The organism is Rhodobaculum claviforme, assembly GCF_016653255.1.
Classification (GTDB): Bacteria; Pseudomonadota; Alphaproteobacteria; order Rhodobacterales; family Rhodobacteraceae; genus Rhodobaculum; species Rhodobaculum claviforme.
Genome location: NZ_NHSD01000287.1, coordinates 1 through 23,293 on the forward strand (window position 1 = coordinate 1; position 23,293 = coordinate 23,293).

The window sequence follows — 23,293 nt, forward strand, 5'->3', positions numbered from 1 at the left end:
TGGTCAGCGCCATCCTCGTCGAGATCGATGAAAAATGGGCCTCAGACACCAAGGCCTACATCAAGTGGGAATGCCAGGATGCCTGACCCGCTCTCAGCAAAATTTCCAGACCTCGGGTTGCTCAATCTATCGATGCCGTCGGGGGCGGTCACATCATCAATGCCTTGTGCCGGCCAAGTTTAGGGCAGGTCGATGGATTGCGACACTGTAACATGATTTGCGTGTGTCAACCGATCAGCCGCTTAGACCGCATCCTCTCCGAGAACGGATATGCACTGGCGCGCTCGATGTGGGCGGGCGTTGGCGGCGATACTGAGCTCCAGGACCAATTTCCTGATACGAGCCTGCGCAAAAATCCTACGTTCGGCACGCATGGCTGTCGTGACCTGCGTGACCGCGATCCAGACCCAAAGGCCACGAAACCGCCCCGACATCTCAGCCTGTGGCGCCGAAGAACAGGACCATCACCCCAGCAGGGCATGGCTTCGCCGCCTCGATCCGCCTGATCCGGGGTGATCGCGCCCCCGCAGACGCTACTTGGGGGCGAAAACCGCGTGATCCGGGACAACGTCAGCCGGCCTTGTGTTCCGACGGCAGCCTGCTTGGGGAATGTGGGCTGTACACGCCCTCCTGCCGTCCCATCGACCCCGGGAGGGGAGGCCATGCCCCCCCACGGACATGCATGGCAGTCCATGGGGGGCTTGTGATCGCTCAGCCGAAGCCCCCTGGGGGCAAAACCTACGGCAGACCGCGCGGTCGAACCGCGCATTTCCCTGCGGGGTCAGCAGGACGATGCGAGCGCCCCTCGGGGGGGGCAGCGTGGCCCCTGGAGGTGCGGGCTGGAAAGCGGCATTGGCCCGCAACCGCAGACAGGCGGTCACCGCGGCCCGGTACTGGCGCTGCGAGGGGCGTCTTCCGGCGGGACGGGAACCAGATCGGAACTCGTGCGTTTTGCATTGGGCCAGAATGGGGGCAATGGCATGAAGACACTGGCGAGATGGCTTGGACTTCGGGTCGATCCCACCATTTTCTTCGTCTCCGCCGGGCTCAGTCTGATATTCGTCGTACTGCTGGTGTTGGCCCCCGGACCCATCGGAACCGCCTTTGCCGAGGGGCGGACCTGGATCGTCACGAACCTTGGATGGTTCTTCATCCTGGGCGTGAATGTCTGGCTGGGCTTTCTGGTCTATGCGGCGATGTCGCGCCACGGGCATATCCGGCTTGGCCCGCGGAAATCCCGGCCCGAATACTCCAACCTGTCGTGGTTCACGATGCTGTTCGCCGGCGGCATCGGCACGGTCCTGATGTTCTGGGGCGTGGCCGAGCCGATCAGCCATTACCAGACCCCGCCGCTGCCGGGGGTCGAGCCCTTCACGGTGCAGGCTGCGCAGGATGCGGTTTCGATTTCACTGTACCATCTGGCGCTGCACACCTGGACCATCTTTGCGCTGCCGGGGCTGGCGTTTGCGTATTTCATCAACCGCTATGACCTGCCGGTGCGGGTCAGTTCGGTGTTCTATCCGCTGCTGCGCGAGGGCATCCACGGGCCCATCGGCAAGGCCATCGACATCGTGGCGATCCTGGGCACGCTGTTCGGGGTGGCGGTGTCGCTGGGCCTCGGCTCGTCGCAGGTCGCGGCAGGGCTGTCCGAACTGCTGGGCTGGGCCGACGACACCCTGCTGCGGCTGGCCATCATCGGCACGCTGACGGTGGTGGCGACCATCTCGATCGTCGCCGGGCTCGACAAGGGGGTCAAGGTTCTGTCGAACGTCAACATCGGCATGGCGGTGGGCCTGCTGGTGTTCGTGCTGATCACCGGATCGACGCTGTTCCTGCTGCGCGGGATCGTGGAGACGTTCGGGCTCTATCTCGCGAACCTGCCCCGGCTGGCGTTCTGGAACGACATGCTCCACGGCGGCGAGATGGACACGAACGGCTGGGGCTGGCAGGGCGACTGGACCGTCTTCTACTGGGCCTGGACGGTGACCTGGTCGCCATTCATCGGGCTGTTCGTGGCGCGCATCTCACGCGGGCGCACGATCCGCGAGTTCGTCTTCGGTGTGCTGCTGGCGCCGTCGCTGTTCACGGTGATCTGGTTCGCGATCTTCGGCTGGCAGGCGATCGCCATCGATGGCCTGGGAGAGGGCGCGCGCGCGGCCATGGGCGACGGGGCGGGCGCCATCAGCGACGCGGTGTCCGAATCCATACCGCTGGCGATGTTCGCGCTGTTCGCCGAGCTGCCCTGGGCGCCGCTGATTCAGGGCATCGCGATCCTGGTGGTGGCGATCTTCTTCGCGACCTCCTCGGACTCCGCGTCGCTGGTGGTGGACATGATGTGCTCGGGCACCGCCGAGGCCGGCCCGGTGCGCCAGCGGGTGTTCTGGGGCGCGGCCGAGGGCATGATCGCCGCGACGTTGATCCTGCTCGCCGGCGAGGCCGGTCTCACCGCCCTGCAGGAGGTGATCACCGTGGTGGGCCTGCCGATCTTCCTCCTGGTGTTCATGATGATCCCTGCCCTGATCCGCGGGTTTGCAGCCGAGGACATCGACCACATCACCATTGGCCAGCGCCCCGCCCTGAGCGAGTTCGACGAAGAGACCGGCGAAGCGGCGACGGCCACGGATCAGCGCCAAGGCCCTGCGACGACCGGCGGCTGACCCGGCCGCGCGGGTCCGGGTGCCCACGCGCGGTGCCCCCCGGGCCTGCGCGCCAGCCCGGCCACCGGCGCCTCGCCGATGGCCGGACCCGGTGGCCCTGCACCGAGCGGCGCGCTGTGTCACCGGCTCGGGAGTCACTCCGCGCCAGCGCGCTGAAGATCGGCCCGGCATGACGCGATCGGCAATGCCAGCGCAGCCGACGACGCGGCCGAAAGGTGGCATTGGCGAGGTCCGGCACGGACTTCTCGACAACGCCGTCGCCATCACCATCGGCAACCATGCGTTGCAAGGATGTCGTCGGCGGCAGCTGGGTTGCGGCGCCAACGATGACGGACTGGTTTGCGCGGGCAAGGGCGCCGACAGCGGTCTCCGGCGTCATCCGCGATGCCGCGTCGACGATGATCAGATCACTGAGCCCGTCGTGCCTGGGCAGGCTGTTGGACACCGCCTGCGGGGACATCAACCAGCGGGGCGCCAGCCCCTTCAGCGCCTTGCCCGCCGGGACGACGCAATCCCGCGGCGTCACCCTGGGGCTTGACTGTGGGGCAACGCGCCGCACGAGGCCCATCCCGGACAAGCGCGAGGTCGAGCCGGTGGTGACACCCATGGGCGGGAACGATCCGGCAGGAATTTCAGCCCGCGCCAGATCGCGAGAGAGGGCGATGACCTGGCGGTCAGGGTCCGCGAACCAGCCCCCCCTCGGCAGCGCGTGCGCGCGCCAAGGTGTCGGCGGCGGACCGCGCGGATCCTTCCGCAATGCGCGGGGCAGTTGCCGAAGGCCGCACGCTCGGCCTGCATGTCCGCGGTCTTGAGCCCGTCCGACCGACAGGGGTGGACGAGGGCGTCCAGCCGGTCCGGCCAGTCACGTTGCTCGGGGCGCTCCGGCATATCGGCGAAGCGCGCCATGTTGGCCTGCAGCTGCGCGGTCCGGGCACGCGTGGAGTCAACTGTCGCTGGACCTGCCGCGACTCTCCGCACGGCCGCCTCGCACGGTACGGCGGGTGCATGCGCCGCGGTGCCCAGAACCGCGCCCACGAGCGCCAAACCATCGAGTGGCAGGTCCGGGGGCAGTCCGGTCGGCTTCAGCGCCGCCCGCGCCTCGGCGGCAGCGGTCAACGCCTCAGCTGCCAGCCGATCAAGACCCATGACATCGGCGCCGCTCCAGGCCGGCCGGGCAGCCTCCGCCTGCTCCATGCCTGCACGACTGCGCCGGCATCCCGGAAAGCGTCGTCGATGCGACCGACGGACAGATCGCGCGGTCTGGCAGCCCCGGGGTGACGCCCCGACGCTCCGAGTGCGGCGGGATCAGCCGGATCGGGCGAGTGTTCAAGCGGGGCGACAGGTTCACCCGGACGGGCCTGTTCGAGGCCGCGAACCATCTTCTGCCGGACCCTCGGTGCCCCACGCTTGAGGGACTGGGCCAGGGCGATTGCCGCGGGACGCGGACCGCGCAAGGCCAGGGTGGCGGAATGCGTCCAGCCGGGACGCACGGCGAGGGTAGGATCGCGCCCCCGTAGGCGGCATCGACCGCGCGCATCACATTGATCCACCCCCCCTGAACGCCGACATGTGGCGCCCGCGCGGTGACCCTCGGAGAGACCCTCGGAGCCCGGCACGCAGGATGAAGCGCAGCGAGATCAGCCCTTGACCAACGCGACCAGAGAGCCGTCGGGGACACAGCCGGTGTCTCGGGATGCGGGGACTGGGACGGCGACGACATGAGGGCTCATGCCGCGCTGTCGGGACCGGGTCCTTCAAATGCGCCAACATGTCCGGCCCGAAGTGGACGCTGGGCCGGTCCGCCACGCGGCCAATCATGGGGATCATGCCTCGGGGGGCGTTCTCGGTGGCGACGGGGTGCGCCCCGGAGGCGACCGTTCTGGTTTGACGACGCGGCACCGCCGGAACGATCACCAGGCCAGTGTGCGGGTCCCGAGTACCGTCCCGGTCAGGGTGACGATCCCGATTGCGGAAGCGTAGGCGGGGAGGACGAAGAGCGCCGTGTCCTGGTCGCAGTAGAGCGCGTAGAGGGAGGCGGCGAGGCTGCCGGCGGCGAGGCCGCCGAGCGCGCCAGTCAGGGCCGGGCGGCGGGGGGCGCCGGCGGAGAGGGCCCAGAGGGTGGCGGCGAGGAGAGGGAGTGCCAGCGCGGGAATGCTGGCGAGGCAGGTGATCAGGCTCGGGGTGAAGAGGTCGGTCATCAGCCCGGACAGGCCGCCCGCGGCGAGGGCGGCGCCGAAGGCTGCGATCAGGACCACGGCGAAGACCCAAAGGGCGGTGGCGGTGCGACCGCCCCGCGCCTCGGGCCGCGACAGGGTCAGGGCCAGCGTGCCGGCAAGCCCGGCGAGTGCGAGCGGCACGAGCGGTTTCAGCGCGGCGGGCGAGGTCATTGCCGCCACGAGGTCCTGCCGCACGCCCCAGCCCAGCGCGAAGACGACCGCCGCGACGACCATCGCCCCGGGCAGTGCACGCGACAGCCGTTGCGCGACGCCCGGGCCCGGCCGGGTGTCGGCGGCGAGTGCGGCGAGGAGGTCGTCGGTCTTCATTCCATCATCCTTTCGCGCAGCCGGGCGACGGCCTTCAACGCCCGGTGCAGTGCCACGCGCACCGCGCCCTCGGTCATCTGGAGGCGGGCGGCGGTTTCGGCAACCGTCTCGCCACGCATCCCGAAGCCGCGGACGATGTCGGCCGCGCGCGGGTCCAGCCGCGCCAGCACCTTCTCCATGTCGCCGGCCTGCGTCGGGTCGGGGATGTCCTGCGCGGGCAGAGCCTCGGAAAACGCCTCGATCGGCAGGTCGATGCGGTGGCCGCGGGCGCGGAAGGCGTCGGCCGTCTTGTGCCGCGCGATGGCATAGAGCCACGGGCGCAGGGGCGCGTCCTCGCGCCAGGTCTGGCGCTTCATGTGAACGGCCAGCAGAACCTCCTGCAGCACATCCTCGCAGCCCTCGGGCCCCAGCATGCGACCGCGGGCGCGCACCACGCCCCGCAACACCGGCGTGATCGCCTGCAGAAGCTCGCGATAGGCGGCGGCATCGCCGCGGTTGGCCGCGCGCATCAGATCCTCCCATGGCGGGGCGCGTGTCAGGGTCCTGTCCTTCCGTTCGGGATGCCGTGCGGAAACGTTACGCCCTGGTCCCGCATCTGCGCCACACCGCTTTTGCATCACGTCCGCGTGAGGGCGGTAACACGCGCCCGCTCCGCGCCGACCAGCCTTTCGGGACCGCAACCCCGCGGCCCGCCAACGGGAGACCGGATCCATGACCACCAAACACCTCGCCCTGCCGCTCGCCGCCTCTGTGGCCGCCGCCCTGTCGCTGGCCGGCGCGCAGGCCCACGCCCAGGGCGCCACCATGGAGAAGTGCTTCGGCGTCTCTCTCGCCGGGCAAAACGACTGCGCGGCGGGGCCGGGCACGACCTGCTCGGGCACCTCGACGGTGGATTACCAGGGCAACGCCTGGACGCTGGTGCCGGCCGGCACCTGCGAGACCATCGACCTGCCGGCGATGGCCGACGGCACCGGGCGCATGGGCGCGCTGGAGGAACTCGACCGCGACCTGCCGCCCGCCTGAGCGCACCCCGAGGGGCGGGCAATGGCGCCCGCCCCGTCCCCCGACCCGCACGACCTGGAAAGGAGCCGCCGCATGCCGTCGTTGCCCGTCACCACCGGACTGGGATTCAAGCCCGAGCATTTCCGCGACATCGCCGCCGCCCCCGGCGCGGTCGGTTTCTACGAGGTCCATGCCGAGAACTTCATGGGCGATGGCGGGGCACCGCACGCGATGCTGGCGCATCTGCATGCGGGGCACGCGCTGTCGATCCATGGCGTCGGGCTGTCGATCGGCGGCGCGGGGCCCCTCGATGCCGATCACCTGGCCCGTCTGCGGCGTCTGATCGACCGTCACCGGCCCGAGAGTTTCTCGGAGCACCTGGCGTGGTCCAGCCACGGCGCGGCCTGGCTCAACGACCTGCTGCCGCTGCCCTACACCACCGGGACGCTGGCGACCGTCTGCGCCCATGTCGACGCGGTGCAGCAGGCGCTGGGGCTGCGGATGCTGCTGGAGAACCCCGCGACCTATGTGACCTTTGCCGCCTCCACCTGGGCCGAGACCGACTTCCTGGCCGAGGTGGTCCGCCGCACCGGCTGCGGGCTGCTGCTGGACGTGAACAACGTCTTCGTCTCGGCCACCAACCACCGCTTCGACCCCCGCGCCTATCTCGCGGCCTTTCCGCTGGAGGCGGTGGGCGAGATCCATCTCGCCGGTCACGACACCGAGGAGCTGCCCTCGGGGCCGCTGCTGATCGACAGCCACGGGCGGGCGGTGGCCGATCCGGTCTGGAGCCTCTATGCCGAGGTGCTGTCCCGCATCGGCCCGCGCCCCACGCTGATCGAATGGGACAGCGATGTGCCGCCCTTCGCGGTGCTGCGGGCCGAAGCCGACCGGGCGCGCGCCCTGCTGGAAACGCGAGGCCGGGCCGATGCCGCCTGATTCCGCCCACGCCGCCACGCAGGCCGGTTTCCACGCCGCGCTCTGGCGTCCCGATCCGCCCCAGGGGCTGACCGCCCCGGCGCCGGACGAGGTGTCCCGCCGTTTTGCCGTCTATCGCAACAACGTCCACCACAGCCTGTCCCGGGCGCTGGCCGCACATTTTCCGGTGGTCGCGGCGCTGGTGGGGCCTGCGTTCCTGACCGCCATGGCCCGCGTCTTCATCGCCGAGGCGCCGCCCGCAAGCCCCGTTCTGCAGGACTGGGGCGCGGCCTTTCCCGGCTTCCTCGACCGCTTTCCCCCGGTCGCGCATCTGCCCTGGCTGGGGGATGTCGCCCGGCTGGAATGGGCCCGCGGCCGGGCGGTCCATGCCGCCGACGCTCCGGCCGCATCTGCCGACCTCCTCGGCGTTCCCGACCCCGAAGTGCTGCGGCTCCGCCTTCACGCCTCGGTGGCGCTCTACCGCTCGGACCACCCGGCGGTGTCGATCTGGCGGGCTCATCAGCCCGGCGCCGCCCGCGGCCCGCTGCCGCCGGGGCCCGAGCATGCCCTGGTCGGCCGGCAACCCGACTTCACCGTCGTGGTGGCGCCGGTCGATGTCGGCACGCATGCGGTGCTGAGCGCGCTGGCCCGGGGCGAGACCCTCGCCCGCGCCGCAGAACATGCCGATCCCACAATCGCCCTGACACTGCTGCTGCGCCACGGGCTGATCACTGCCCCCCTGACCGGAGACACGCCATGAGCCAGGTGACCGAAACCACCCCACGCCCGGGCACCGCCGCCCGCGCGCGACAGCTGGGCCGACGCCTCAACACCCTCGGCGGGCTGGTCCCCCATGATCTGATCGCACTTGCCGCGCGGGTCTTCCCGGCCATGGTCTTCTGGCAGTCCGCCCGCACCAAGGTCGAGGGTTTCTCGATCAAGGAGCAGACCTTCTTCCTGTTCGAGCATGTCTATGCCCTGCCACTCATCCCGCCCGCCTGGGCCGCCGTGCTTGCCACCATCGCCGAGCACATCCTGCCGGTGCTGCTGGTCCTCGGCCTGATGTCCCGCCTTTCGGCGCTGGGCCTGCTGATCATGACCGCCGTGATCCAGATCTTCGTCTTTCCTGGCGCCTGGGTCACCCATGGTCTCTGGGCCGTCGCACTCCTCGTGGTCGTGGCCCAAGGCCCCGGCCGCCTCTCCCTCGACCATCTTTTCGGCCTCGACCGGGGCAGGCGGCAGCCGTGATCCGCGCAGCCCACGCCGCGGCGCTTTGCGCCTTGCCCGCTGCCGGACCGCCTCGGAGCGGGGCAATCGGCCCGTGCCGTCGGGTCGACCCGGGCTCAGGCTTCGAACGGGCGCGCGGGGCGGTCCTCGCCCCGGCGTGGGGCAAGCCATTCCGACGGTCAGGCCACCGCCCTACCAGCGGTGGCCGATCACGATCGATCCGCCCACGTCGCGGGCGCGGCCCGAATACTGCGCATTGATCGAGGCGCCGACATGGAAGCCGTTGGACGCCGTCACCGACGCCGTCGCGGCCACAAGCACGGAGTCCCGGTTCGCCGCCGCCCCCGTGGTCCGGAAGGTCGCGCCGGGAATGGTCACGAAGGACCGCCCGCCCGGATCGTTCGAGGCGAGTTCACGCGCCCAGGCGATCCGCAGCCCGAGGCCGGTCGTCCCGCCCATGTCGTTGTTGCCGGACCAGGCCATGTCCAGCCCCAGCTCGCTGCGCAGCGAGGTGGTGGTGTGTTTCCCGTAGCGCAGCGCATAGCTGGAGGTGCCCGAGGCCGCGGTCTCGGAATACGGGTCCATGGTGAAGGACTGCGCGCGCAGCCCCGCAAATGGCGTGATCGGGCCCATGTGGTAGCCCGCCTCCAGATGCGCGGCGGTGTTGGTGGCGTCGGTTTCGCCCACGAGGCGGTCCACGCCGGCAATCGTCACCACCCGCTCGGTCGTGATGTCGCTGCGCCCGTGGGCAAGCGCGCCCTCCACATACCAGGCGTCCATCGAGGTCCGCGCCCGAACCGCCACCATGACCGTCTCGGCGGTGCCGGAGCCGAAGCCGTTGCCCAGCTCGAAATCCGCGTCATTCAACGACAGGGCGATGCCGATCTCCGTGTTGGGGCTGACCGCGTGGTTCAGCCCCAGGGCAAGGCCCCTGTTCTCCGAGGTCAGCTTCTGCCAGCCGCGGCGCGCGTTCCCGTCGATCACGGCGCGCGAGCCATAGGCCGACGCCCAGACATCCCACTGGCCGGGCTGCACGGCGAGGGAGGTTGAAAACGACAGCGGGGCCGTCGCCGGGCCATGCTTGCCGGTGTAGATGCTGTCGGCCCGGACCATGCCGATCGGAACCCCCGGATCGCGCGGCGACACGGCGGCCACGCGCGGCCTGCGCCCCGAACCCACGACCGCGTCCAGAAAATCGTCCATCGATTGCAGGCCCATCGGCGCCACGCCGGTCGCGACCTGCCCAGGCAGTTGCGCAAGGCTCAGCGCAAGCTCCTCGGGCGTCTGGGTGGCCGCGAGGATGGCGAATGCGATGGGGATCTGGCCGCCGGCGGCCACGAGCGCGCCCAGCGCCTCGACCACGGCCAGCTCCGGCTCCGTCAGGTCGGCGACGTCCACCACATCCCCGATGCCGGGCGCCGCGAGGACGCAGACCCCGATGGTGTTGTTGATCAGCGTCACCGACCCGTTGCGGGCATAAGCGGCGCCGCAGCCCAGCCCGGCGGTGTCGTTCATCGAGATGCTCGTCAGCGCCACGATCTGCCCCACCAGCGCCGAGGAGGTATCCAGCGTCGCCGAACTGCCAACCCGGAAGAACACGTTGCCGCCCTGCGCGCCGTTCTCGAGCACCATCGCCGCGCCGCTTTCGGCCGTCAGCGTCGATCCGACGTTGAAGATGAAGACGGCGTTGGGATCGCCCCCCGCATCCAGCGTCAGCGTCCGGCCCGCCGAGATCATCGCCGAGGTGTCGAAGTTGTAGACCCCCGGCGCAAGCGTCCGGCCGCCCAGATCCTGCCCCGTCAGATCGCCAAAGGTCGACGTGCTGCGCCCGGCCAGCGCCAGATACAGCGTCGTCAGATCGTCCTGGATCCGTGCCGCCACCGCATCGCCGAGATACGCGGTGCCCGTGTGCACCACGCTGCCCGACCCGGTGTAGGACGTGCCCGGGCTGACCGCGATGTCCCCGGTGATGATCGTGGGCCCGGTGTTGGTCAGCGACTGGCCGGCCACGACGCCGAAATCGCTCAGATCCTGCGCGGCGGCGCCGCCGCCCACGACGAGGCTCAGCGGGAGCGCGACGAGGGCCGAACGCAGGCCGAGGCGAAGGGATCGGGACATCTGGGGACCAATTCTACATGCAGGGCGCCCGTCGGACGCGGGATGAGGGGGGCGCAGGCTGACACCACCGCAGCATAAGGGGCTTCAGCGCAGCCATACTGATCTGCGTCAGCTTCACGGCGGGGTTGTGCCGATGGGTGAGTGCCCTGCGGGGGAGTGCGGTCCCGCAGATCGGCGGGACGCAGGTGCTCAAACGCACCCGCTGCGACTGGATCGACCGGCGCGAGCGCGTCATCGGCCTTGGCCCCAGCGGCACCGGCAAGACCCAAGTGGACCTGATGCCGTTCGCCACCGGGCCCGAACCGATGGCGCCGCGATGGCTTACCCGGCAGATCGGCTTGATGCTCCTGCCGTGAACCAGGGGGTCACGGCGAATCTTCCCGACCGTCTCCACGGATACCAGCCCCGTTCGCGCCTCCGCCATCTGCAGCGATGGCAGAAGCCGCCGCCCAACCGCAGGGAGGGGTCGGATTTCGGCGCCGCCCCCCCCGCGAACGGGCGCGACCTTGCCGGCCGTTCCACACCAGCCCCGCCGCCCTGAGCGTGGACCGGATCAGCCGCGCACGGGCATGTCGCCGAACACGCAAGAACAGCGCCGCCGCCCCATCCGGGCGCCATGGCCGGGGCCTGCGATGGCGCGCGGGGGGCGTCCCCGACCGTGCGCGCGTTGACGCGCCGCGCGGGGTCGGCCACCCTGTGCCCGAGCGCGGGCGGGCGGATCATGCCCCTGGACCGCCCGCCGCCACAGGGGAGACCTGCAATGCCGCGCCGCATCACATCTGCGATCCTCGTGGGACATCTGTGGCTTGCGCTGGCCTGCCTGCCTGTGGCGGCCGACGACTTTCCGCGCCTCGTCCCGCTGGAGACGCTGCTGCCGTCGCCCACGGCCCCCGAGGCGGCGGCCCCCCTCGGGGTGCGAGCGGCCATGCTGGAACGCCGGGCGGCGGCCCTGCGCGCGCGGGTCCTGATTGATGCCGATACCCGCCGCCGCATGGCGGCCCTTGCGGCCCGCTGAGGGTCCCCGCGCCCGTCGGCTGGCGGTCAGCCGGTGCGGGCGGCGAGGTCGGCGCGACGGTCCGACAGCTCCTCGGCCACAAGAAAGGCCAGTTCGAGGGACTGGCTGGCGTTGAGGCGCGGATCGCAGGCGGTGTGGTAGCGGTCGCAGAGGTTTTCCTCGGTGACCGCGCGCACGCCGCCGGTGCATTCGGTGACGTCCTGGCCGGTCATCTCGAAGTGGACGCCGCCGGGGATGGTGCCCTCGGACTTGTGGACGGCGAAGAACTCGCGCACCTCGCGCAGGACCAGATCGAAGGGACGGGTCTTGAAGCCCGAGGCGGCCTTGATCGTGTTGCCGTGCATGGGATCGCAGACCCAGGTCACATGGGCGCCTTCCTCGCGCACCGCGCGGATCAGGCGGGGCAGATGCTCGGCCACCTTGCCGGCGCCGAAGCGGGTGATCAGGGTCAGCCGACCGGGCGCGTTGTCGGGGTTGAGGCGCGCGATCAGGGTCTTGAGGTCGGCGCCGTCCAGCGTGGGGCCGCACTTCAGGCCGATGGGGTTCTGCACGCCGCGGCAGAATTCGACATGCGCGCCATCGGGCTGGCGGGTGCGGTCGCCGATCCACAGCATGTGGCCAGAGCCCGCCACCGGCAGGCCGGTGGTCGAATCGATCCGTGCCAGCGCCTGCTCGTACTCCAGCAACAGCGCCTCGTGGGAGGTATAGAAGTCGACCGCCTTCAGCTCATGCGCGGTCTCGCCGGTGATGCCCGCGGCCTCCATGAACGACAGCGCATCCGAGATGCGGTCGGACAGCGCGCGGTAGCGCTCGGCCTTGTCGCCCTCGGCAAAGCCCAGCGTCCAGGCGTGGACGCGGTGCATGTCGGCAAACCCGCCGGTGGAAAACGCGCGCAACAGGTTCAGCGAGGCGGCAGCCTGGGTATAGGCCTGCAGCATCCGCGCGGGATCGGGGGTGCGGGCCTGCGCCGTGGCGTCGAAGCCGTTGATGATGTCGCCGCGATAGGAGGGCAGCTCGACCCCGTCGATGACCTCGGTCGGGGCGGAGCGGGGCTTGGCGAACTGGCCCGCCATGCGGCCGACCTTGATCACCGGAACCTTGGCGCCGAAGGTCAGCACGACGGCCATCTGCAACAGCACCTTGAAGGTGTCGCGGATGTTGTCGGCCGAGAATTCCGCGAAGCTTTCGGCGCAGTCACCGCCCTGGAGCAGGAACGCCTCGCCCCGGCTGGCGGCGGCGAGCTGGGTGCGCAGGCGGCGCACCTCGCCGGCAAAGACCAGCGGCGGGAAGCGGGCAAGCTGCGCCTCCACGGCCGTCAGCTGGTCCGCATCGGGATAGTCGGGCATCTGCACCCGGGGCCGGTCGCGCCAACCCGCCTTGTCCCAGCCGCCCGCCGTATCCATGCCCATGGTCATCCTCGCAGCCCTTCGCACACCGCCCGCGTTATAGGCGTCGGCGGGCGTGCTTGCAAACCGGCAATGCCGCGAAGGTCACGCCGCGCGCAGCGCACGCACCACGGCACCGTAACCGCCATCGTCCAGAAAGCGGGTTTCGGCGGTGGTACAGGGCCGCGACAGCACGCCGTTGCGATGCGGGAAGCGGCCGAAGCGGCGGATCACCTCGCGGTGGGCGCGGGCGTGCAACAGGTTCTCGAAGCCGGTGTCGGGCATCCGGGTGATCATCAGCCGGACGCAGCGGTCCTGGTCGGACTGGCTTTCGGAGTGCATCAGCGGCAGGTAGAAGAACTGCCGCTCCGGCTCGGGCAGGCGCATGTCCCAGCGCCGCCAGATCATCTTGATCGCGGCGTTCAGCGCATGGGCGTCGGTGGCAAAGGCGCGGGCGTCATCGCGGAACATGTTGCGCGGGAACTGGTCCGTCAGGATGATGTAGGCCAACGCACCGCGCGGGCTGGCCAGCCAGTGCTCCAGCAGGCCGCAGCGGGCACGTTTCCACAGATCCTCCCATCGGTCGCGGATGGCGGCGTCGATGTCGGGATCGGCCGAGTACCAGCCTTCCGGACCGACCTCGTCGATCCAGAAGGCGAGGATATCGTGGGCGGCCTCGTCGGCGGCGTCGATCTGCGCGGGCACGGAGGCCGGCGCGGTCTGCACGGTGGCGGCGGTGGCGGGCATGGGTCGTATCCTCCTTGGGAACAAGCCTGACATGGGGCGGGGCGGGCTGTCCAGACCGGACAACCCGACCGCGGGCGCCGTTCAGGCAGGGACGGGATCGGTATCCTCCATCCCGGTTTCGGCGGCGGCACCCGCCGCCACCGCCGAGGCCGCGGGCATGACGGCGGTGAAGGGCGCCGTCTGCTCGACCGTGGGGGCGGGGCGGCGGGTCATGCGCCACGCGGCATAGGCCGCGACCAGCCCCGTCAGAACCGCGATCTGGAGAAAGAATCCCTCGGGGCCGAGCACCCCCATCAGCCAGCCCGCCACCAGCGGGCCGGATACCGCCCCGAGGCCGTTGACGAACAACAGCCCACCCGAAGCAGCGGCCATGTCCTCACGCTCCAGGAAATCGCCGGTATGCGCCAGCAGCAGCGCATAGAGCGGGTTGGAAATGCCCCCGATGAGGAACCCGATCACCAGCATCCCCGACAGCCCCGGCTCGGTCAGGAAGGCGACCAGCGCCACCCCCGCACAGACCGCCGCCGCGATGCCGATCAGCTTGCGCCGGTCCATGCGGTCGGAAATCCACCCCAGCGGGTATTGCAGCACCAGCCCGCCCCCGAAGATCGCCGCCACGAACAGCGAGATCTCGAACACCGACAGCCCTGCCAGCGTCCCCCAGACCGACGCCATGCCGAAGAATGCGGCAAACACGCCCCCCATCAGGAACATCCCCACCGTGCCCAGCGGGGACGAGACATAGAGCGTGCGCAGGCTCATGGCCTTGGTGGTGTCGAACACCGGCGCGGGCGCCACCGACAGAAGGATCGGCGCAAAGGCGAACGACACCAGCACCGAGGGAATCACGAACAGCATGAACCCCGCCGGATCGGCCAGGTTCATCAGCGCCTGCGCCGCGATGATCCCAACCATCTGCACGATCATGTAGAGCGACAGCGCCTTGCCCCGGTTCTCGTTGGAGGCCGCGTTGTTCAGCCAGCTTTCGGCCGTGACATAGACGCCCGAGAAACAGAACCCGATCAGCACCCGCAACAGCGTCCAGACGATCCAGTCGGGGATCACCGCATAGATCAGCAGCACCGCCGAGATCAGCGAGCCGAGCGCGGCGAACACCCGCACATGGCCGACCCGCCGGATCAGCTCCGGCGCCAGCCGCGAGCCGCCCAGGAAGCCCAGGAAATAGGCCGACATCACCACCGACATCTCGAAGGTCGAAAACCCCTCGATCGCGCCGCGCACGCCCAGAAGCGTGCCCTGCACCCCGTTTCCGACCATCAAAAGCCCCATGCCGAGCAAAAGCGCCCAGGTGGAGCCGAGAACCTGCAACATCACGTCCCTCGTGCCAGCCGTATGTCTGTCATGCCACGGCGCGGCGCCGCGCCGTGGTCGGTTTGCGACGCTTCAGCCCACGCTTGGGCCGGTGCGCTGCGGGATCAGCAGCGACGCATCGCCATAGGAAAAGAACCGGTACCCCGCCGCCACCGCATGGGCATAGGCCTCCAGCACCACATCCCGCCCCACCAGCGCCGACACCAGCATCATCAGCGTGGAGCGCGGCAAATGGAAGTTCGTCATCAGCGCATCCGCCGCGCGGAACCGATACCCGGGATAGATGAAGATATCCGTCGCCCCCTCCCATGCGGCAAAGCGACCTTCAGGGGTGGCGGCGGTCTCCAGCAGGCGCAGGGCGGTGGTGCCCACGGGGATGATGCGCCCGCCCGCGGCGCGGGTGGCGTTCAGCTCGGCCGCCGCGACCTCCGACAGGGTCCCGCGTTCGGCGTGCATGCGATGGGTGGTGACGTCATCCACCTTGACCGGCAGAAAGGTGCCCGCGCCGACATGCAGCGTGACGGCGGTGGTGGCGATCCCGCGCGCCGCCAGCCGATCCATCAGCGCGGCATCGAAATGCAGCGCCGCCGTCGGGGCCGCGACGGCGCCGGGGGCGCGGGCAAAGATGGTCTGGTAGTCCTCGCGGTCCTGCGCGTCGGGCGCGCGTTTCGCGGCGATGTAGGGCGGCAGGGGCATGGCGCCGGCGTCGGCCAGCGCGGCCTCGAACGCCGCGCCGTCGCGGTCGAAGGCCAGATCGACACGGTCGGCGTGGCGGGCCGTGACCCGCGCCGTCAGCCCGGCGGCGAAGTGAACGGTATCGCCGGGCGAAAGTTTCTTCAGCGGCCGCGCCAGCGCGGACCAGCCGCCCTGCGCCAGCGGCTCCATCAGCGTGACGTCGATGCGCGCACCGGGCGCGGTCGGGCGGTGGCGCACCCCCTCCAGCCGGGCGGGAATCACCCGGGTGTCGTTGAACACCAGCCGATCACCGGGTTGCAGCAGGTCGGGCAGGTCATACACATGCGCATCGCGCAGCCCCTCGGCCACGACCAGAAGGCGCGCGGCACTGCGCGGGCGCACCGGGCGCACCGCGATGCGGTCCTCGGGCAGGTCGAAATCGAAATCCTCAAGCCGCATGGTCCCCGCCCCTCGCCGTCGCGCGATCCGCGCAGATGCGCCCCACCCGCCGCGCCGTCAAGCCGGGTTGCGCCCGCGAACGATGACAAACCCGCGCGGTGGTCATGCCCCCGGCGCGGGCGGGCCAGCAGGGCGGTCGCGGCGGCAGCGGTCGGAGCAGTAGCGCACCTCGTCCCACACGCGGGCCCATTTCTTGCGCCAGCTGAAGGGGCGCCCGCAGGTGGCGCAGACCTTGGTCGGCAGATCCGCCTTGCGCACGCCGCGGGGCATTGGAAATCTCCAGGTGATGCTGATCCGGAAAGCTACGACACCATCAGCGACACGGCAAATGACCTGAGAAACCTCACTGACCCCAGATCAACGCGACGAGCGGCAACCCGATCAGAAGCAGAAGAAGCACCACTCCGATCCAGACCTCGGCAAAGGCAAAGGCACGCTCCTTGCGCAGCAGATCGTCGATCAGGTCCCACTGCATCCTGGCACGCGTCGCCATCGCGCGCCCGGGGTCATCGGCCATCGCGCCAAAATCCTTCTGATCGAGCTGTCGGATACCGACAAACAACTGGCCGCCCGGCAGGACAAGGATGGCCCCGAAAGCGAGGGTGAGGTAGCCGACGGAGGAATTGCCCGCTGCGACCACAAGGCTATCACCCACCGGCCCGGTGAGGAAAAGACCAAGGAATGCCACCACGATCGCGCCCAGGGTGGCCAATGTCGCGTTCTTCGCCTCTATCTTTTTCAGGATACCGAGAAGGATCGCGTGGCCGGGGCCCGACAGCGGAGGGGCGCAACACTGCGTCGTCGCCCCTTGCGGATCTCGCTCGGTCCCGTCGACCCTGAGAGCCGGGTCGTCGGAGAGCAGGACCGCATAATGCTCGGCACGCTGCACGACCTTCCGGCGCGTCAGAGACACGAGATCTGCGTTGCGAAACCAGGGGACAATGGAGCCGTTGTGGAAATGACGGTTGAGCCAGAGCAGGTGACCCATCTGCAAAAGCCAGACCCCGACTGCAGGACCGAGGATCCAGAACGACAGATCAGCTGACATCGGCCCGGTCTAGCGGCTGAGGCCGCCGGCGAGGCCAGGCATGTCGAGCGCGGAAAAGCCGTAGTGGCGCAGCCAGCGCAGGTCGCTCTCGAAGAAGGCGCGCAGGTCGGGGATGCCGTATTTCAGCATCGCGATCCGGTCGATTCCCATGCCGAAGGCAAAGCCCTGCCATTTCTCGGGGTCGATGCCGCCGGCGCGCAGCACATGCGGGTGGACCATACCGGAGCCGAGGATCTCCATCCAGCTGTCACCCTCACCGATCTTGAGCTGGCCGCCGGCCCAGGAACAGCGGATGTCGACCTCGGCGGATGGCTCGGTGAAGGGGAAATGCGAGGCGCGGAAGCGCAGCTCCACGCCGTCGACCTCGAAAAACGCGCGGCAGAACTCCTCCAGCACCCATTTCAGGTTGGCCATGGACAAGTCGCGGTCGATCGCCAGCCCCTCCACCTGGTGGAACATCGGGGTGTGGGTCTGGTCCATGTCCATGCGGTACACCCGGCCGGGGGCAATGACGCGGATCGGGGCGCCCTGGGCCTGCATGGCGCGGATCTGCACCGGGCTTGTGTGGGTGCGCAACACATGCGGCGGCCGATCGTCGCCGTCCGCACGCGCCATGAAGAAGGTGTCGTGTTCCTGGCGCGCGGGATGTTCGGGCGGGATGTTCAGCGCGTCGAAGTTGAACCAGTCGCTTTCGACCTGCGGGCCCTCGGCCACGGCAAAGCCCATGTCGGCAAAGATCGCCGTCAGTTCCTCCATCACCTGGCTGACGGGGTGGAGGGTGCCGGTTGGGCGCGGACGGCCCGGCAGCGTCACGTCGAGCCATTCGGCCGCAAGCCGCGCGTCAAGCGCCGCGTCCTCCAGCCCCGCGCGGCGGGCGCGGATGGCGGCGTCCAGCTCATCCTTGAGCGCGTTGAGGGCGGGCCCCGCGGTCTTGCGCGCCTCGGCGTCCATGCCGCCCAGTTCCCGCATCTTCAGGCTGACCGCACCCTTCTTGCCCAGTGCAGCCAGGCGAACGGCCTCCAGCGCGGCCGGATCGGCGGCGGCAGCAACCTCGGCCAGATAACGCTCGCGCAGTTCCGACACGCCCTCCATGACCCGTTCCTCCGGTGTTGTCGTCATCTGACGCGGGATGCAGGGGGGTTAGCACAGGGCGCCACGGATGCAAGCCGCCCCCTCAGCGCGCACCGGACCGCGCATCGGAACGCACACGGACACGCGCGGGGATGCCGACCGCGGCATGCCCGGCGGGCACGTCGCACATCACCACGGCATTGGCCCCGATCACCGCATGGTCGCCGATGGTCACCGGCCCGAGGATGCGCGCACCCGCCCCGATGTCGACATGCCCGCCGATGCACGGGGCGCCGCCGGGGCCGCGGGTGCCCAGGGTCACCTGCTGGAAGATCAGGCAGTTCGGACCGATGCGCGCGCCAGAATGGACGACGATGCCGTTGGGGTGGGGCAACAGCAGCCCACCACCGATGACGGTACTGGACGGAATGTCGGCCTGGGTGACCAACGACCAGAACCGATGCTGCAGCGTCCACCACCGGCGCAGCACGGCCCCGAGCGGACCGCCACGGGCCACCGCGCGCTGATGGCCCCGGATGGCGGCCAGCAGGCGCCGCGACGGGTCCCACATGCGGCGCGGCGTCTCGCGGGACCAGTCCGGGACCTCGGCACTGACACGGTGATGGGCCGTTGGTGGTGGCGTCGGGTCCATGACCGCTCCCTGTCCCGAGGATGCACACCGGGGGGATGCCCGGTCACGGGTGCCAGTGTTGCGGCGAAGCGGCGGGGGGCGCAAGATGCGCGGGTGGTCAGAAGATCTCCACCCCACCGGCCGCATCGGCGCCATCGCAGGTGCCGGTGCGCAGACGCTGGACCAGCGCGCCCAGTTGCAGCCGCACGAGCAGCGGGTCGACCGGAACGGCGACATCCGCGGGCACGCAATCGGCAAGGCGCCGCTGCACCATGGCCAGATCGCTCGCCCACTGGCGCAGGCGATCGAGGTCCTGCACGCTGGCGCAGGCGTCGCGCGCCACGCCACCGTCGAGCGTGGCGCCGATACCGGCATCCAGTGCTGCGGCCAGCGCGGCCAGCGCGTCCATCTCGGCGCCGATTCGGGCGACCAGCGTGGCCAGCCCGACCGCCCCGCCAGCGACCTCAGGCGACATGCAGATGCCCCCCCCGGCGCGTGCCACTGAGGATGGCGCGGCTGGCCCGCTCGATCTCGGCCAGCTGCACGGCGATGCGGGACTGCACCTCCTCCAGCGTGTCGATGATCTCGGACAGGCCACTGGTGGTATCGCTGAGGCGCGCATTCTCGATCTTGCACATGATCCGGGTCACATCGAGGCCCGCGACATGGCGCTTCACCCCCTTGGCGACCTTGGCGAAATGTTCGGCCTGGGTGGCGATGGCCGCCATGGCGGCGTCGCTTTCCAGCTGCCCCCGCGCCGCGAGGTCGCGCAGCAGCCGGGTCTCGCGGGGGGGATCGATGGCGGCGGGCAGGCCCGCATCGCCAAGGTAGCTGTCGGCGACCTCCTGCAGCAGCGCCAGTGCGCAGGAGCGAAAGATCCCCTCCTCGATGCTGCGGCCGGTGTGTTCGGCGGCCGCGCGAAAATCGTTGACGCCGGTCAGCATCTCCTCGCTCAACGTGGTGTGGTTGGTGGAGATGACACCGATCGGGCCGCCGCCGCGCTCCAGCTGCGCGGCCAGGATGCGGATGTTGGTGGGCACGCCGCGGATATCCTCGAACAGGCGCGTGATTTCGGCAGCGTTGCGGCGCGCGGCGGCGATGGCCTGGCCCAGGCTGCGGCCACGCCGCACCCGGGCCTCCAGGCCACGACCCATCGCCTCGGCCCGGGCGGTGAACTCCGCCTCCAGCGCGCAGGCCATGAAGGCGCGGTAGCTGTCGTGGCCCCACGCGCCAAGTGCGGCACACAGCGCCGCGTGGCTGGCGTCGGGGGTCAGCGCCTCCTCGGTCTCGCGGCGGCGCAGGGTCGCATACAGCGGGCGGATGCGGTCCAGCATGGGCGACGTCGGCTTCATCCGGATCGAGACGAACCCCTCCGGCGCCGGCATCGCCACGGCGAAAACCCAGTAATGCCGGCCATCTGCGGTGCGGTTCTTGACATAGGCCCCGACGGTCCGGCCGGCGTTCAGCTCCGCCCAGAACAGATGGTACACCCCTGCGGGCATGTCGGGATGGCGGATCAGCTTGTGCGGCGCCCCGAGCAGGCGGTCCCAGTCATGGCCGCAGACCCTGCGGAAGACGGAATTGCCGCTTTCGATGATCCCGCGCGCATCGGTGCGCGAGATCAGGATTTCCTCGGTCGCGAGGGGCAGCTCGGCGGGATCGGCAGGGCGCGGGGCAGTCACTGGGAGGGGCCTCCGTTGACGAACGGGAACCCCTGTCCTCGCAGCAAAGGCTGAACAAGCGGTGAAGCCTGCTCAGCCCTCCTGCCGCCCCTCCGCAACCAGCTGCTGCATGGCCGACAGCGGCACATAGCCGCGCACAACCTGCCCGCCGATGACAAAGGTGGGCGTGCCGTTGATGCCCATGCGCGCCGCCAGCGCGCGGTTGGCGTCGATCACGGCGCCGACCTCGGGGGACTGCATCCGCGCCTCGATCGCGGCCATGTCGAGGTCCATCTCCGCGCCGATGCGTTGCACCGCGGGTGCCCCGGCACGCCCGGGCATCGACAGCAGGCGTCCGTGCACCTCCTCGTAGGCGGCGGCGCCCTCCAGCTGCAGCACGGCGATGGCAAAGCGCGACGCCAGCTCCGAATCGGGGCCGAGGATCGGCAGCTCCTTCATCACCAGCCGCACGCCGGGGTCGGCCTCGACCAGTGCCATCACCTCGCCGAAGGCGCGCTTGCAGAACCCGCAGTTGTAGTCGACGAACTCCACCACCGTCGCGTCGCCGTCGGGATTTCCGCCCACCCAGGAGTGCGTTCCGGCGAACAGCGCATCGGCGTTGGCGGCCACGAGGGCGGCGTCGTCGGCGGCCTGGTCGCCCGCCTGGCGCTCCTCCAGCACGGCGATGGCCTCCAGCAGCACCTCGGGATTGTCCAGAAGATAGGCCCGCACCTCGGCACGGAAGGCATCGCGCTGCGCGGCGCTCAGCGCCTCGAGGTCCAGCGCCGCGGCGGGCAGCGGCAGCAGCAGGGCGGCGAAGGTCAGGAAAACGCGGGACATGGAAACTCCTGTTGGGGGGCCGGTCAGGCCGGACGCAGTCCAAGGATCGCGCGCGCCTGCGCGGGCGAGGCCACGGGACGGCCGTATTTCTCGCACAGCTGGGCCGCGCGGCGCACCAGCGCGCCGTTCGAGGGCGCCAGCGACTTGCGGTCAAGGCGGACGTTGTCCTCCAGCCCGGTGCGGGTATGGCCGCCCGCCGCGATGGACCATTCGTTCAGCAGGATCTGCCCCGCGCCGATGCCCGCGCCGCACCATTCCGCGTCGGGCGCCAGCCGCCGCAGGGTGGCGACGTAGAAGTCGAACACCGCCCGGTCCACCGGCATGGCGTTGCGCACTCCCATCACGAACTGCACATAGAGCGGGCCACGGATGCGCCCGTCCCCGGCCATCTTCACCGCCTGGAAGATGTGGGACAGGTCGAAGGCCTCGATCTCGGGCTTGACGTCGTGGGCGATCATCTCGGCCGCCAGCCAATCCACCAGATCGGGCGGGTTTTCATAGACCCGGGTGGGAAAGTTGTTCGACCCCACCGCCAGCGAGGCCATGTCGGGGCGCAGCGGCAGCATGCCCCCGCGCGCCGCCCCCGCGCCCGACCGCCCGCCGGTGGAGAACTGGATGATCATGCCGGGGCAGTGCCGCTCCAGCCCCTCCTTGAGGCGCGCGAATCGCTCGGGGTCCGAGGTCGGCGTGCCATCGTCCGCGCGCACATGGCAATGCGCGATGGCGGCGCCGGCCTCGAAGGCTTCCTGCGTGCTTTCGATCTGTTCGGAGACGGTGACGGGCACGGCCGGGTTGTCGGCCTTGGTCGGCACCGATCCGGTGATCGCCACGCACAGGATGCACGGCCGGGTGGCGGGATCGGAGACGGTGTCGGTGTCGTCGGTCTTGGGCGTCATGCTCGGTCCGGTTGGTTGTCGTGGGCCGCCGGATGCGGGCCACCCCCGGCATAGCGCACTTCCACCGCCTTGGGCAGACCCCCGGGGTGCGGCGTCGCGTCGGCACCCGCGGCGCGCGGTCACGCAAACGAATTACGCCGCCCGCAAGGTGCGGACGGCGCAGAAGAAAAAGAACGCTCTGTGGGAGGGTCGTCTCGTCTCAGGCGTTGGTGCGGCGGCGGAAGTAGCCCAGACCGCCCAGACCCGCGATGCCCGAAAGCAGCATCCAGCCAGCGGCCGGCAGCGGGATCACGTTCACCGGGTCCTGACGGAACACATATTCCAACGAGAGGCTCATCTGCGTCGTGCTGTTGTTGCTCACATCATCACCAGCCGGGAGGCGAGCGCTCAGGAAGGTTTCGAGAAACCCTTCGAGGCGGGGCGTCGGGCTGTTGATGAAGGCAAGCAGATCGGACGGATCAGTGAACGACCCCCCCTGGGAAAAGTTGAACGAACGACCGTTGAGGTCGACGGTCTGGCCCGGCGCGACCACGACGTTCTGGCGCCCAGCATTGAAGTCGTCAAAGTCGCTCACGAGACCATTCGGAGAACCCACGAAGATCGGAGGGCAGCATGCGCCGGGCGTGAACTCAGCCTCGTAGAAATCGACCCGGTAGGTAATGTTGCCACCGGAAGTATTTCCAAGCGTGAACGCCCAGGTGCCGGTCACACTCAATGCCCAGTTCACCGCCTCGAGGGTGTAGCCGGCCGGCGTGACCGAAGCGACGTTGGCAGCCTCCCAGCGTGCGTCAAGCACCGCAGGACCGCTGATGGTCGAACCCACGATGGAAACATCCGTGTTACCGACAGACCCGCCGTTCGCAAATGCGACCGGGTTGGCGTTCACGGTGATCGTTGCTGCATGTGTCGCGGCCGAAGCCATCAGGAGGGCAACGGCACTGATGCCAGCAACCTTCAATGAGCGGTTCATGGGTATTCTCCCTACCAAAGCGTTAACCCTAACGTACCGAGACCTACCCGTTAGTCAAGTCGTAACCAACTTTCGATCAGGTCGATGGCGCAAATGGG

Annotated in this window: 23 protein-coding genes; 7 read left to right on the forward strand and 16 right to left on the reverse strand. The window is 69.8% G+C overall.

Annotated elements, in window-relative coordinates; all coding sequences use genetic code 11:
* Positions 1-980: 980 nt before the first annotated feature.
* Positions 981-2,657, forward strand: a complete 1,677-nt coding sequence (locus tag CCR87_RS12230; RefSeq protein ID WP_201157807.1) for a BCCT family transporter — start codon at positions 981-983, stop codon at positions 2,655-2,657.
* 1,910 nt (positions 2,658-4,567) lie between these two features.
* Here the strand turns inward: CCR87_RS12230 and CCR87_RS12235 are convergent.
* Together CCR87_RS12235 and CCR87_RS12240 are read right to left on the reverse strand one after the other, a co-directional pair.
* Positions 4,568-5,200, reverse strand: coding sequence for an NrsF family protein (locus CCR87_RS12235; protein WP_201157808.1), 633 nt, complete (start codon positions 5,198-5,200; stop codon positions 4,568-4,570).
* Positions 5,197-5,817 carry a sigma-70 family RNA polymerase sigma factor gene (locus CCR87_RS12240; protein WP_420850173.1) on the reverse strand — a complete coding sequence of 207 codons (621 nt, stop codon included), beginning with the start codon at positions 5,815-5,817 and terminating at the stop codon, positions 5,197-5,199. The genes CCR87_RS12235 and CCR87_RS12240 overlap by 4 nt, the downstream gene beginning before the upstream one ends.
* A gap of 94 nt (positions 5,818-5,911) precedes the next feature.
* Between CCR87_RS12240 and CCR87_RS12245 the strand changes: the two genes are divergently transcribed.
* From CCR87_RS12245 to CCR87_RS12260, 4 genes are all read left to right on the forward strand, one after another.
* A complete protein-coding gene (locus CCR87_RS12245) occupies positions 5,912-6,223 on the forward strand; it encodes a BufA1 family periplasmic bufferin-type metallophore (protein ID WP_201157810.1) in 312 nt (103 codons plus the stop codon).
* A 72-nt stretch (positions 6,224-6,295) separates the two neighbouring features.
* Positions 6,296-7,141 carry an MNIO family bufferin maturase gene (gene bufB, locus CCR87_RS12250; protein WP_201157811.1) on the forward strand — a complete coding sequence of 282 codons (846 nt, stop codon included), beginning with the start codon at positions 6,296-6,298 and terminating at the stop codon, positions 7,139-7,141.
* Positions 7,131-7,880 (forward strand): HvfC/BufC N-terminal domain-containing protein, encoded by a 750-nt coding sequence (locus CCR87_RS12255; RefSeq protein WP_201157812.1) that lies wholly within the window; start codon positions 7,131-7,133, stop codon positions 7,878-7,880. Before bufB ends, CCR87_RS12255 begins: the two co-directional genes overlap by 11 nt.
* Positions 7,877-8,368 (forward strand): DoxX family protein, encoded by a 492-nt coding sequence (locus CCR87_RS12260; protein WP_201157813.1) that lies wholly within the window; start codon positions 7,877-7,879, stop codon positions 8,366-8,368. The genes CCR87_RS12255 and CCR87_RS12260 overlap by 4 nt, the downstream gene beginning before the upstream one ends.
* 171 nt (positions 8,369-8,539) lie before the next feature.
* On the opposite strand, the gene CCR87_RS12265 is transcribed toward CCR87_RS12260, so the two are convergent.
* A complete protein-coding gene (locus CCR87_RS12265; RefSeq protein ID WP_201157814.1) occupies positions 8,540-10,465 on the reverse strand; it encodes an ice-binding family protein in 1,926 nt (641 codons plus the stop codon).
* Positions 10,466-10,602: 137 nt separating this feature from the next.
* Here CCR87_RS12265 and CCR87_RS17550 point away from each other — a divergent pair, with 137 nt between their 5' ends.
* Entirely contained in the window at positions 10,603-10,821 is a 219-nt protein-coding gene (locus CCR87_RS17550; protein WP_207186631.1) for a hypothetical protein, read from the forward strand.
* A 404-nt stretch (positions 10,822-11,225) separates the two neighbouring features.
* The gene (locus tag CCR87_RS12275) at positions 11,226-11,480 is read left to right on the forward strand and encodes a hypothetical protein (RefSeq protein ID WP_201157816.1); all 255 of its coding nucleotides are present in this window, start codon (positions 11,226-11,228) and stop codon (positions 11,478-11,480) included.
* A gap of 26 nt (positions 11,481-11,506) precedes the next feature.
* Here CCR87_RS12275 and CCR87_RS12280 read toward each other — a convergent pair whose 3' ends face one another.
* From CCR87_RS12280 to CCR87_RS12340, 13 genes are all read right to left on the reverse strand, one after another.
* Positions 11,507-12,895, reverse strand: coding sequence for a class II 3-deoxy-7-phosphoheptulonate synthase (locus CCR87_RS12280; RefSeq protein ID WP_242511992.1), 1,389 nt, complete (start codon positions 12,893-12,895; stop codon positions 11,507-11,509).
* 75 nt (positions 12,896-12,970) lie between these two features.
* Positions 12,971-13,612, reverse strand: a complete 642-nt coding sequence (locus tag CCR87_RS12285; RefSeq protein ID WP_201157818.1) for a DUF924 family protein — start codon at positions 13,610-13,612, stop codon at positions 12,971-12,973.
* An 81-nt stretch (positions 13,613-13,693) separates the two neighbouring features.
* The gene (locus CCR87_RS12290) at positions 13,694-14,944 is read right to left on the reverse strand and encodes an MFS transporter (RefSeq protein WP_201157819.1); all 1,251 of its coding nucleotides are present in this window, start codon (positions 14,942-14,944) and stop codon (positions 13,694-13,696) included.
* Positions 14,945-15,016: 72 nt separating this feature from the next.
* Complete coding sequence (gene queA / locus CCR87_RS12295; protein ID WP_201157820.1) at positions 15,017-16,078, reverse strand: tRNA preQ1(34) S-adenosylmethionine ribosyltransferase-isomerase QueA; 1,062 nt, start codon at positions 16,076-16,078, stop codon at positions 15,017-15,019.
* 102 nt (positions 16,079-16,180) lie between these two features.
* Positions 16,181-16,348 carry a DUF2256 domain-containing protein gene (locus tag CCR87_RS12300; RefSeq protein ID WP_201157821.1) on the reverse strand — a complete coding sequence of 56 codons (168 nt, stop codon included), beginning with the start codon at positions 16,346-16,348 and terminating at the stop codon, positions 16,181-16,183.
* Between the two features lie 73 nt (positions 16,349-16,421).
* Positions 16,422-17,126 (reverse strand): hypothetical protein, encoded by a 705-nt coding sequence (locus CCR87_RS12305; RefSeq protein WP_201157822.1) that lies wholly within the window; start codon positions 17,124-17,126, stop codon positions 16,422-16,424.
* 9 nt (positions 17,127-17,135) lie between these two features.
* Positions 17,136-18,218: a phenylalanine--tRNA ligase subunit alpha gene (pheS, locus tag CCR87_RS12310; protein ID WP_201157842.1), complete on the reverse strand. Its 1,083-nt coding sequence runs from the start codon at positions 18,216-18,218 to the stop codon at positions 17,136-17,138.
* An 82-nt stretch (positions 18,219-18,300) separates the two neighbouring features.
* Positions 18,301-18,849, reverse strand: a complete 549-nt coding sequence (locus tag CCR87_RS17555; protein WP_201157823.1) for a serine acetyltransferase — start codon at positions 18,847-18,849, stop codon at positions 18,301-18,303.
* A gap of 97 nt (positions 18,850-18,946) precedes the next feature.
* The gene (locus CCR87_RS12320; RefSeq protein ID WP_201157824.1) at positions 18,947-19,303 is read right to left on the reverse strand and encodes a hypothetical protein; all 357 of its coding nucleotides are present in this window, start codon (positions 19,301-19,303) and stop codon (positions 18,947-18,949) included.
* Complete coding sequence (locus tag CCR87_RS12325; RefSeq protein WP_201157825.1) at positions 19,293-20,510, reverse strand: PAS domain-containing protein; 1,218 nt, start codon at positions 20,508-20,510, stop codon at positions 19,293-19,295. The genes CCR87_RS12320 and CCR87_RS12325 overlap by 11 nt, the downstream gene beginning before the upstream one ends.
* Positions 20,511-20,582: 72 nt before the next feature.
* On the reverse strand, positions 20,583-21,329 hold the full coding sequence (locus CCR87_RS12330) for a DsbA family protein (protein ID WP_201157826.1): 747 nt from the start codon (positions 21,327-21,329) through the stop codon (positions 20,583-20,585).
* Between the two features lie 23 nt (positions 21,330-21,352).
* Positions 21,353-22,225, reverse strand: a complete 873-nt coding sequence (locus tag CCR87_RS12335; RefSeq protein ID WP_201157827.1) for a 3-oxoadipate:acetyl-CoA acetyltransferase — start codon at positions 22,223-22,225, stop codon at positions 21,353-21,355.
* Positions 22,226-22,424: 199 nt separating this feature from the next.
* Positions 22,425-23,195, reverse strand: coding sequence for a VPLPA-CTERM sorting domain-containing protein (locus CCR87_RS12340; protein WP_201157828.1), 771 nt, complete (start codon positions 23,193-23,195; stop codon positions 22,425-22,427).
* Between the last annotated feature and the right edge of the window lie 98 nt (positions 23,196-23,293).

What these genes read in the sequence shown, in the direction of transcription:
- CCR87_RS12230 (WP_201157807.1), top strand. Translation starts at nt 981, where the DNA reads ATGAAGACACTGGCGAGATGGCTTGGACTTCGGGTCGATCCCACCATT.
- CCR87_RS12235 (WP_201157808.1), bottom strand. Translation starts at nt 5,200, where the DNA reads ATGAAGACCGACGACCTCCTCGCCGCACTCGCCGCCGACACCCGGCCG.
- CCR87_RS12240 (WP_420850173.1), bottom strand. Translation starts at nt 5,817, where the DNA reads ATGCAAAAGCGGTGTGGCGCAGATGCGGGACCAGGGCGTAACGTTTCC.
- CCR87_RS12245 (WP_201157810.1), top strand. Translation starts at nt 5,912, where the DNA reads ATGACCACCAAACACCTCGCCCTGCCGCTCGCCGCCTCTGTGGCCGCC.
- bufB (WP_201157811.1), top strand. Translation starts at nt 6,296, where the DNA reads ATGCCGTCGTTGCCCGTCACCACCGGACTGGGATTCAAGCCCGAGCAT.
- CCR87_RS12255 (WP_201157812.1), top strand. Translation starts at nt 7,131, where the DNA reads ATGCCGCCTGATTCCGCCCACGCCGCCACGCAGGCCGGTTTCCACGCC.
- CCR87_RS12260 (WP_201157813.1), top strand. Translation starts at nt 7,877, where the DNA reads ATGAGCCAGGTGACCGAAACCACCCCACGCCCGGGCACCGCCGCCCGC.
- CCR87_RS12265 (WP_201157814.1), bottom strand. Translation starts at nt 10,465, where the DNA reads ATGTCCCGATCCCTTCGCCTCGGCCTGCGTTCGGCCCTCGTCGCGCTC.
- CCR87_RS12275 (WP_201157816.1), top strand. Translation starts at nt 11,226, where the DNA reads ATGCCGCGCCGCATCACATCTGCGATCCTCGTGGGACATCTGTGGCTT.
- CCR87_RS12280 (WP_242511992.1), bottom strand. Translation starts at nt 12,895, where the DNA reads ATGACCATGGGCATGGATACGGCGGGCGGCTGGGACAAGGCGGGTTGG.
- CCR87_RS12285 (WP_201157818.1), bottom strand. Translation starts at nt 13,612, where the DNA reads ATGCCCGCCACCGCCGCCACCGTGCAGACCGCGCCGGCCTCCGTGCCC.
- CCR87_RS12290 (WP_201157819.1), bottom strand. Translation starts at nt 14,944, where the DNA reads ATGTTGCAGGTTCTCGGCTCCACCTGGGCGCTTTTGCTCGGCATGGGG.
- queA (WP_201157820.1), bottom strand. Translation starts at nt 16,078, where the DNA reads ATGCGGCTTGAGGATTTCGATTTCGACCTGCCCGAGGACCGCATCGCG.
- CCR87_RS12300 (WP_201157821.1), bottom strand. Translation starts at nt 16,348, where the DNA reads ATGCCCCGCGGCGTGCGCAAGGCGGATCTGCCGACCAAGGTCTGCGCC.
- CCR87_RS12305 (WP_201157822.1), bottom strand. Translation starts at nt 17,126, where the DNA reads ATGTCAGCTGATCTGTCGTTCTGGATCCTCGGTCCTGCAGTCGGGGTC.
- pheS (WP_201157842.1), bottom strand. Translation starts at nt 18,218, where the DNA reads ATGGAGGGCGTGTCGGAACTGCGCGAGCGTTATCTGGCCGAGGTTGCT.
- CCR87_RS17555 (WP_201157823.1), bottom strand. Translation starts at nt 18,849, where the DNA reads ATGGACCCGACGCCACCACCAACGGCCCATCACCGTGTCAGTGCCGAG.
- CCR87_RS12320 (WP_201157824.1), bottom strand. Translation starts at nt 19,303, where the DNA reads ATGTCGCCTGAGGTCGCTGGCGGGGCGGTCGGGCTGGCCACGCTGGTC.
- CCR87_RS12330 (WP_201157826.1), bottom strand. Translation starts at nt 21,329, where the DNA reads ATGTCCCGCGTTTTCCTGACCTTCGCCGCCCTGCTGCTGCCGCTGCCC.
- CCR87_RS12335 (WP_201157827.1), bottom strand. Translation starts at nt 22,225, where the DNA reads ATGACGCCCAAGACCGACGACACCGACACCGTCTCCGATCCCGCCACC.
- CCR87_RS12340 (WP_201157828.1), bottom strand. Translation starts at nt 23,195, where the DNA reads ATGAACCGCTCATTGAAGGTTGCTGGCATCAGTGCCGTTGCCCTCCTG.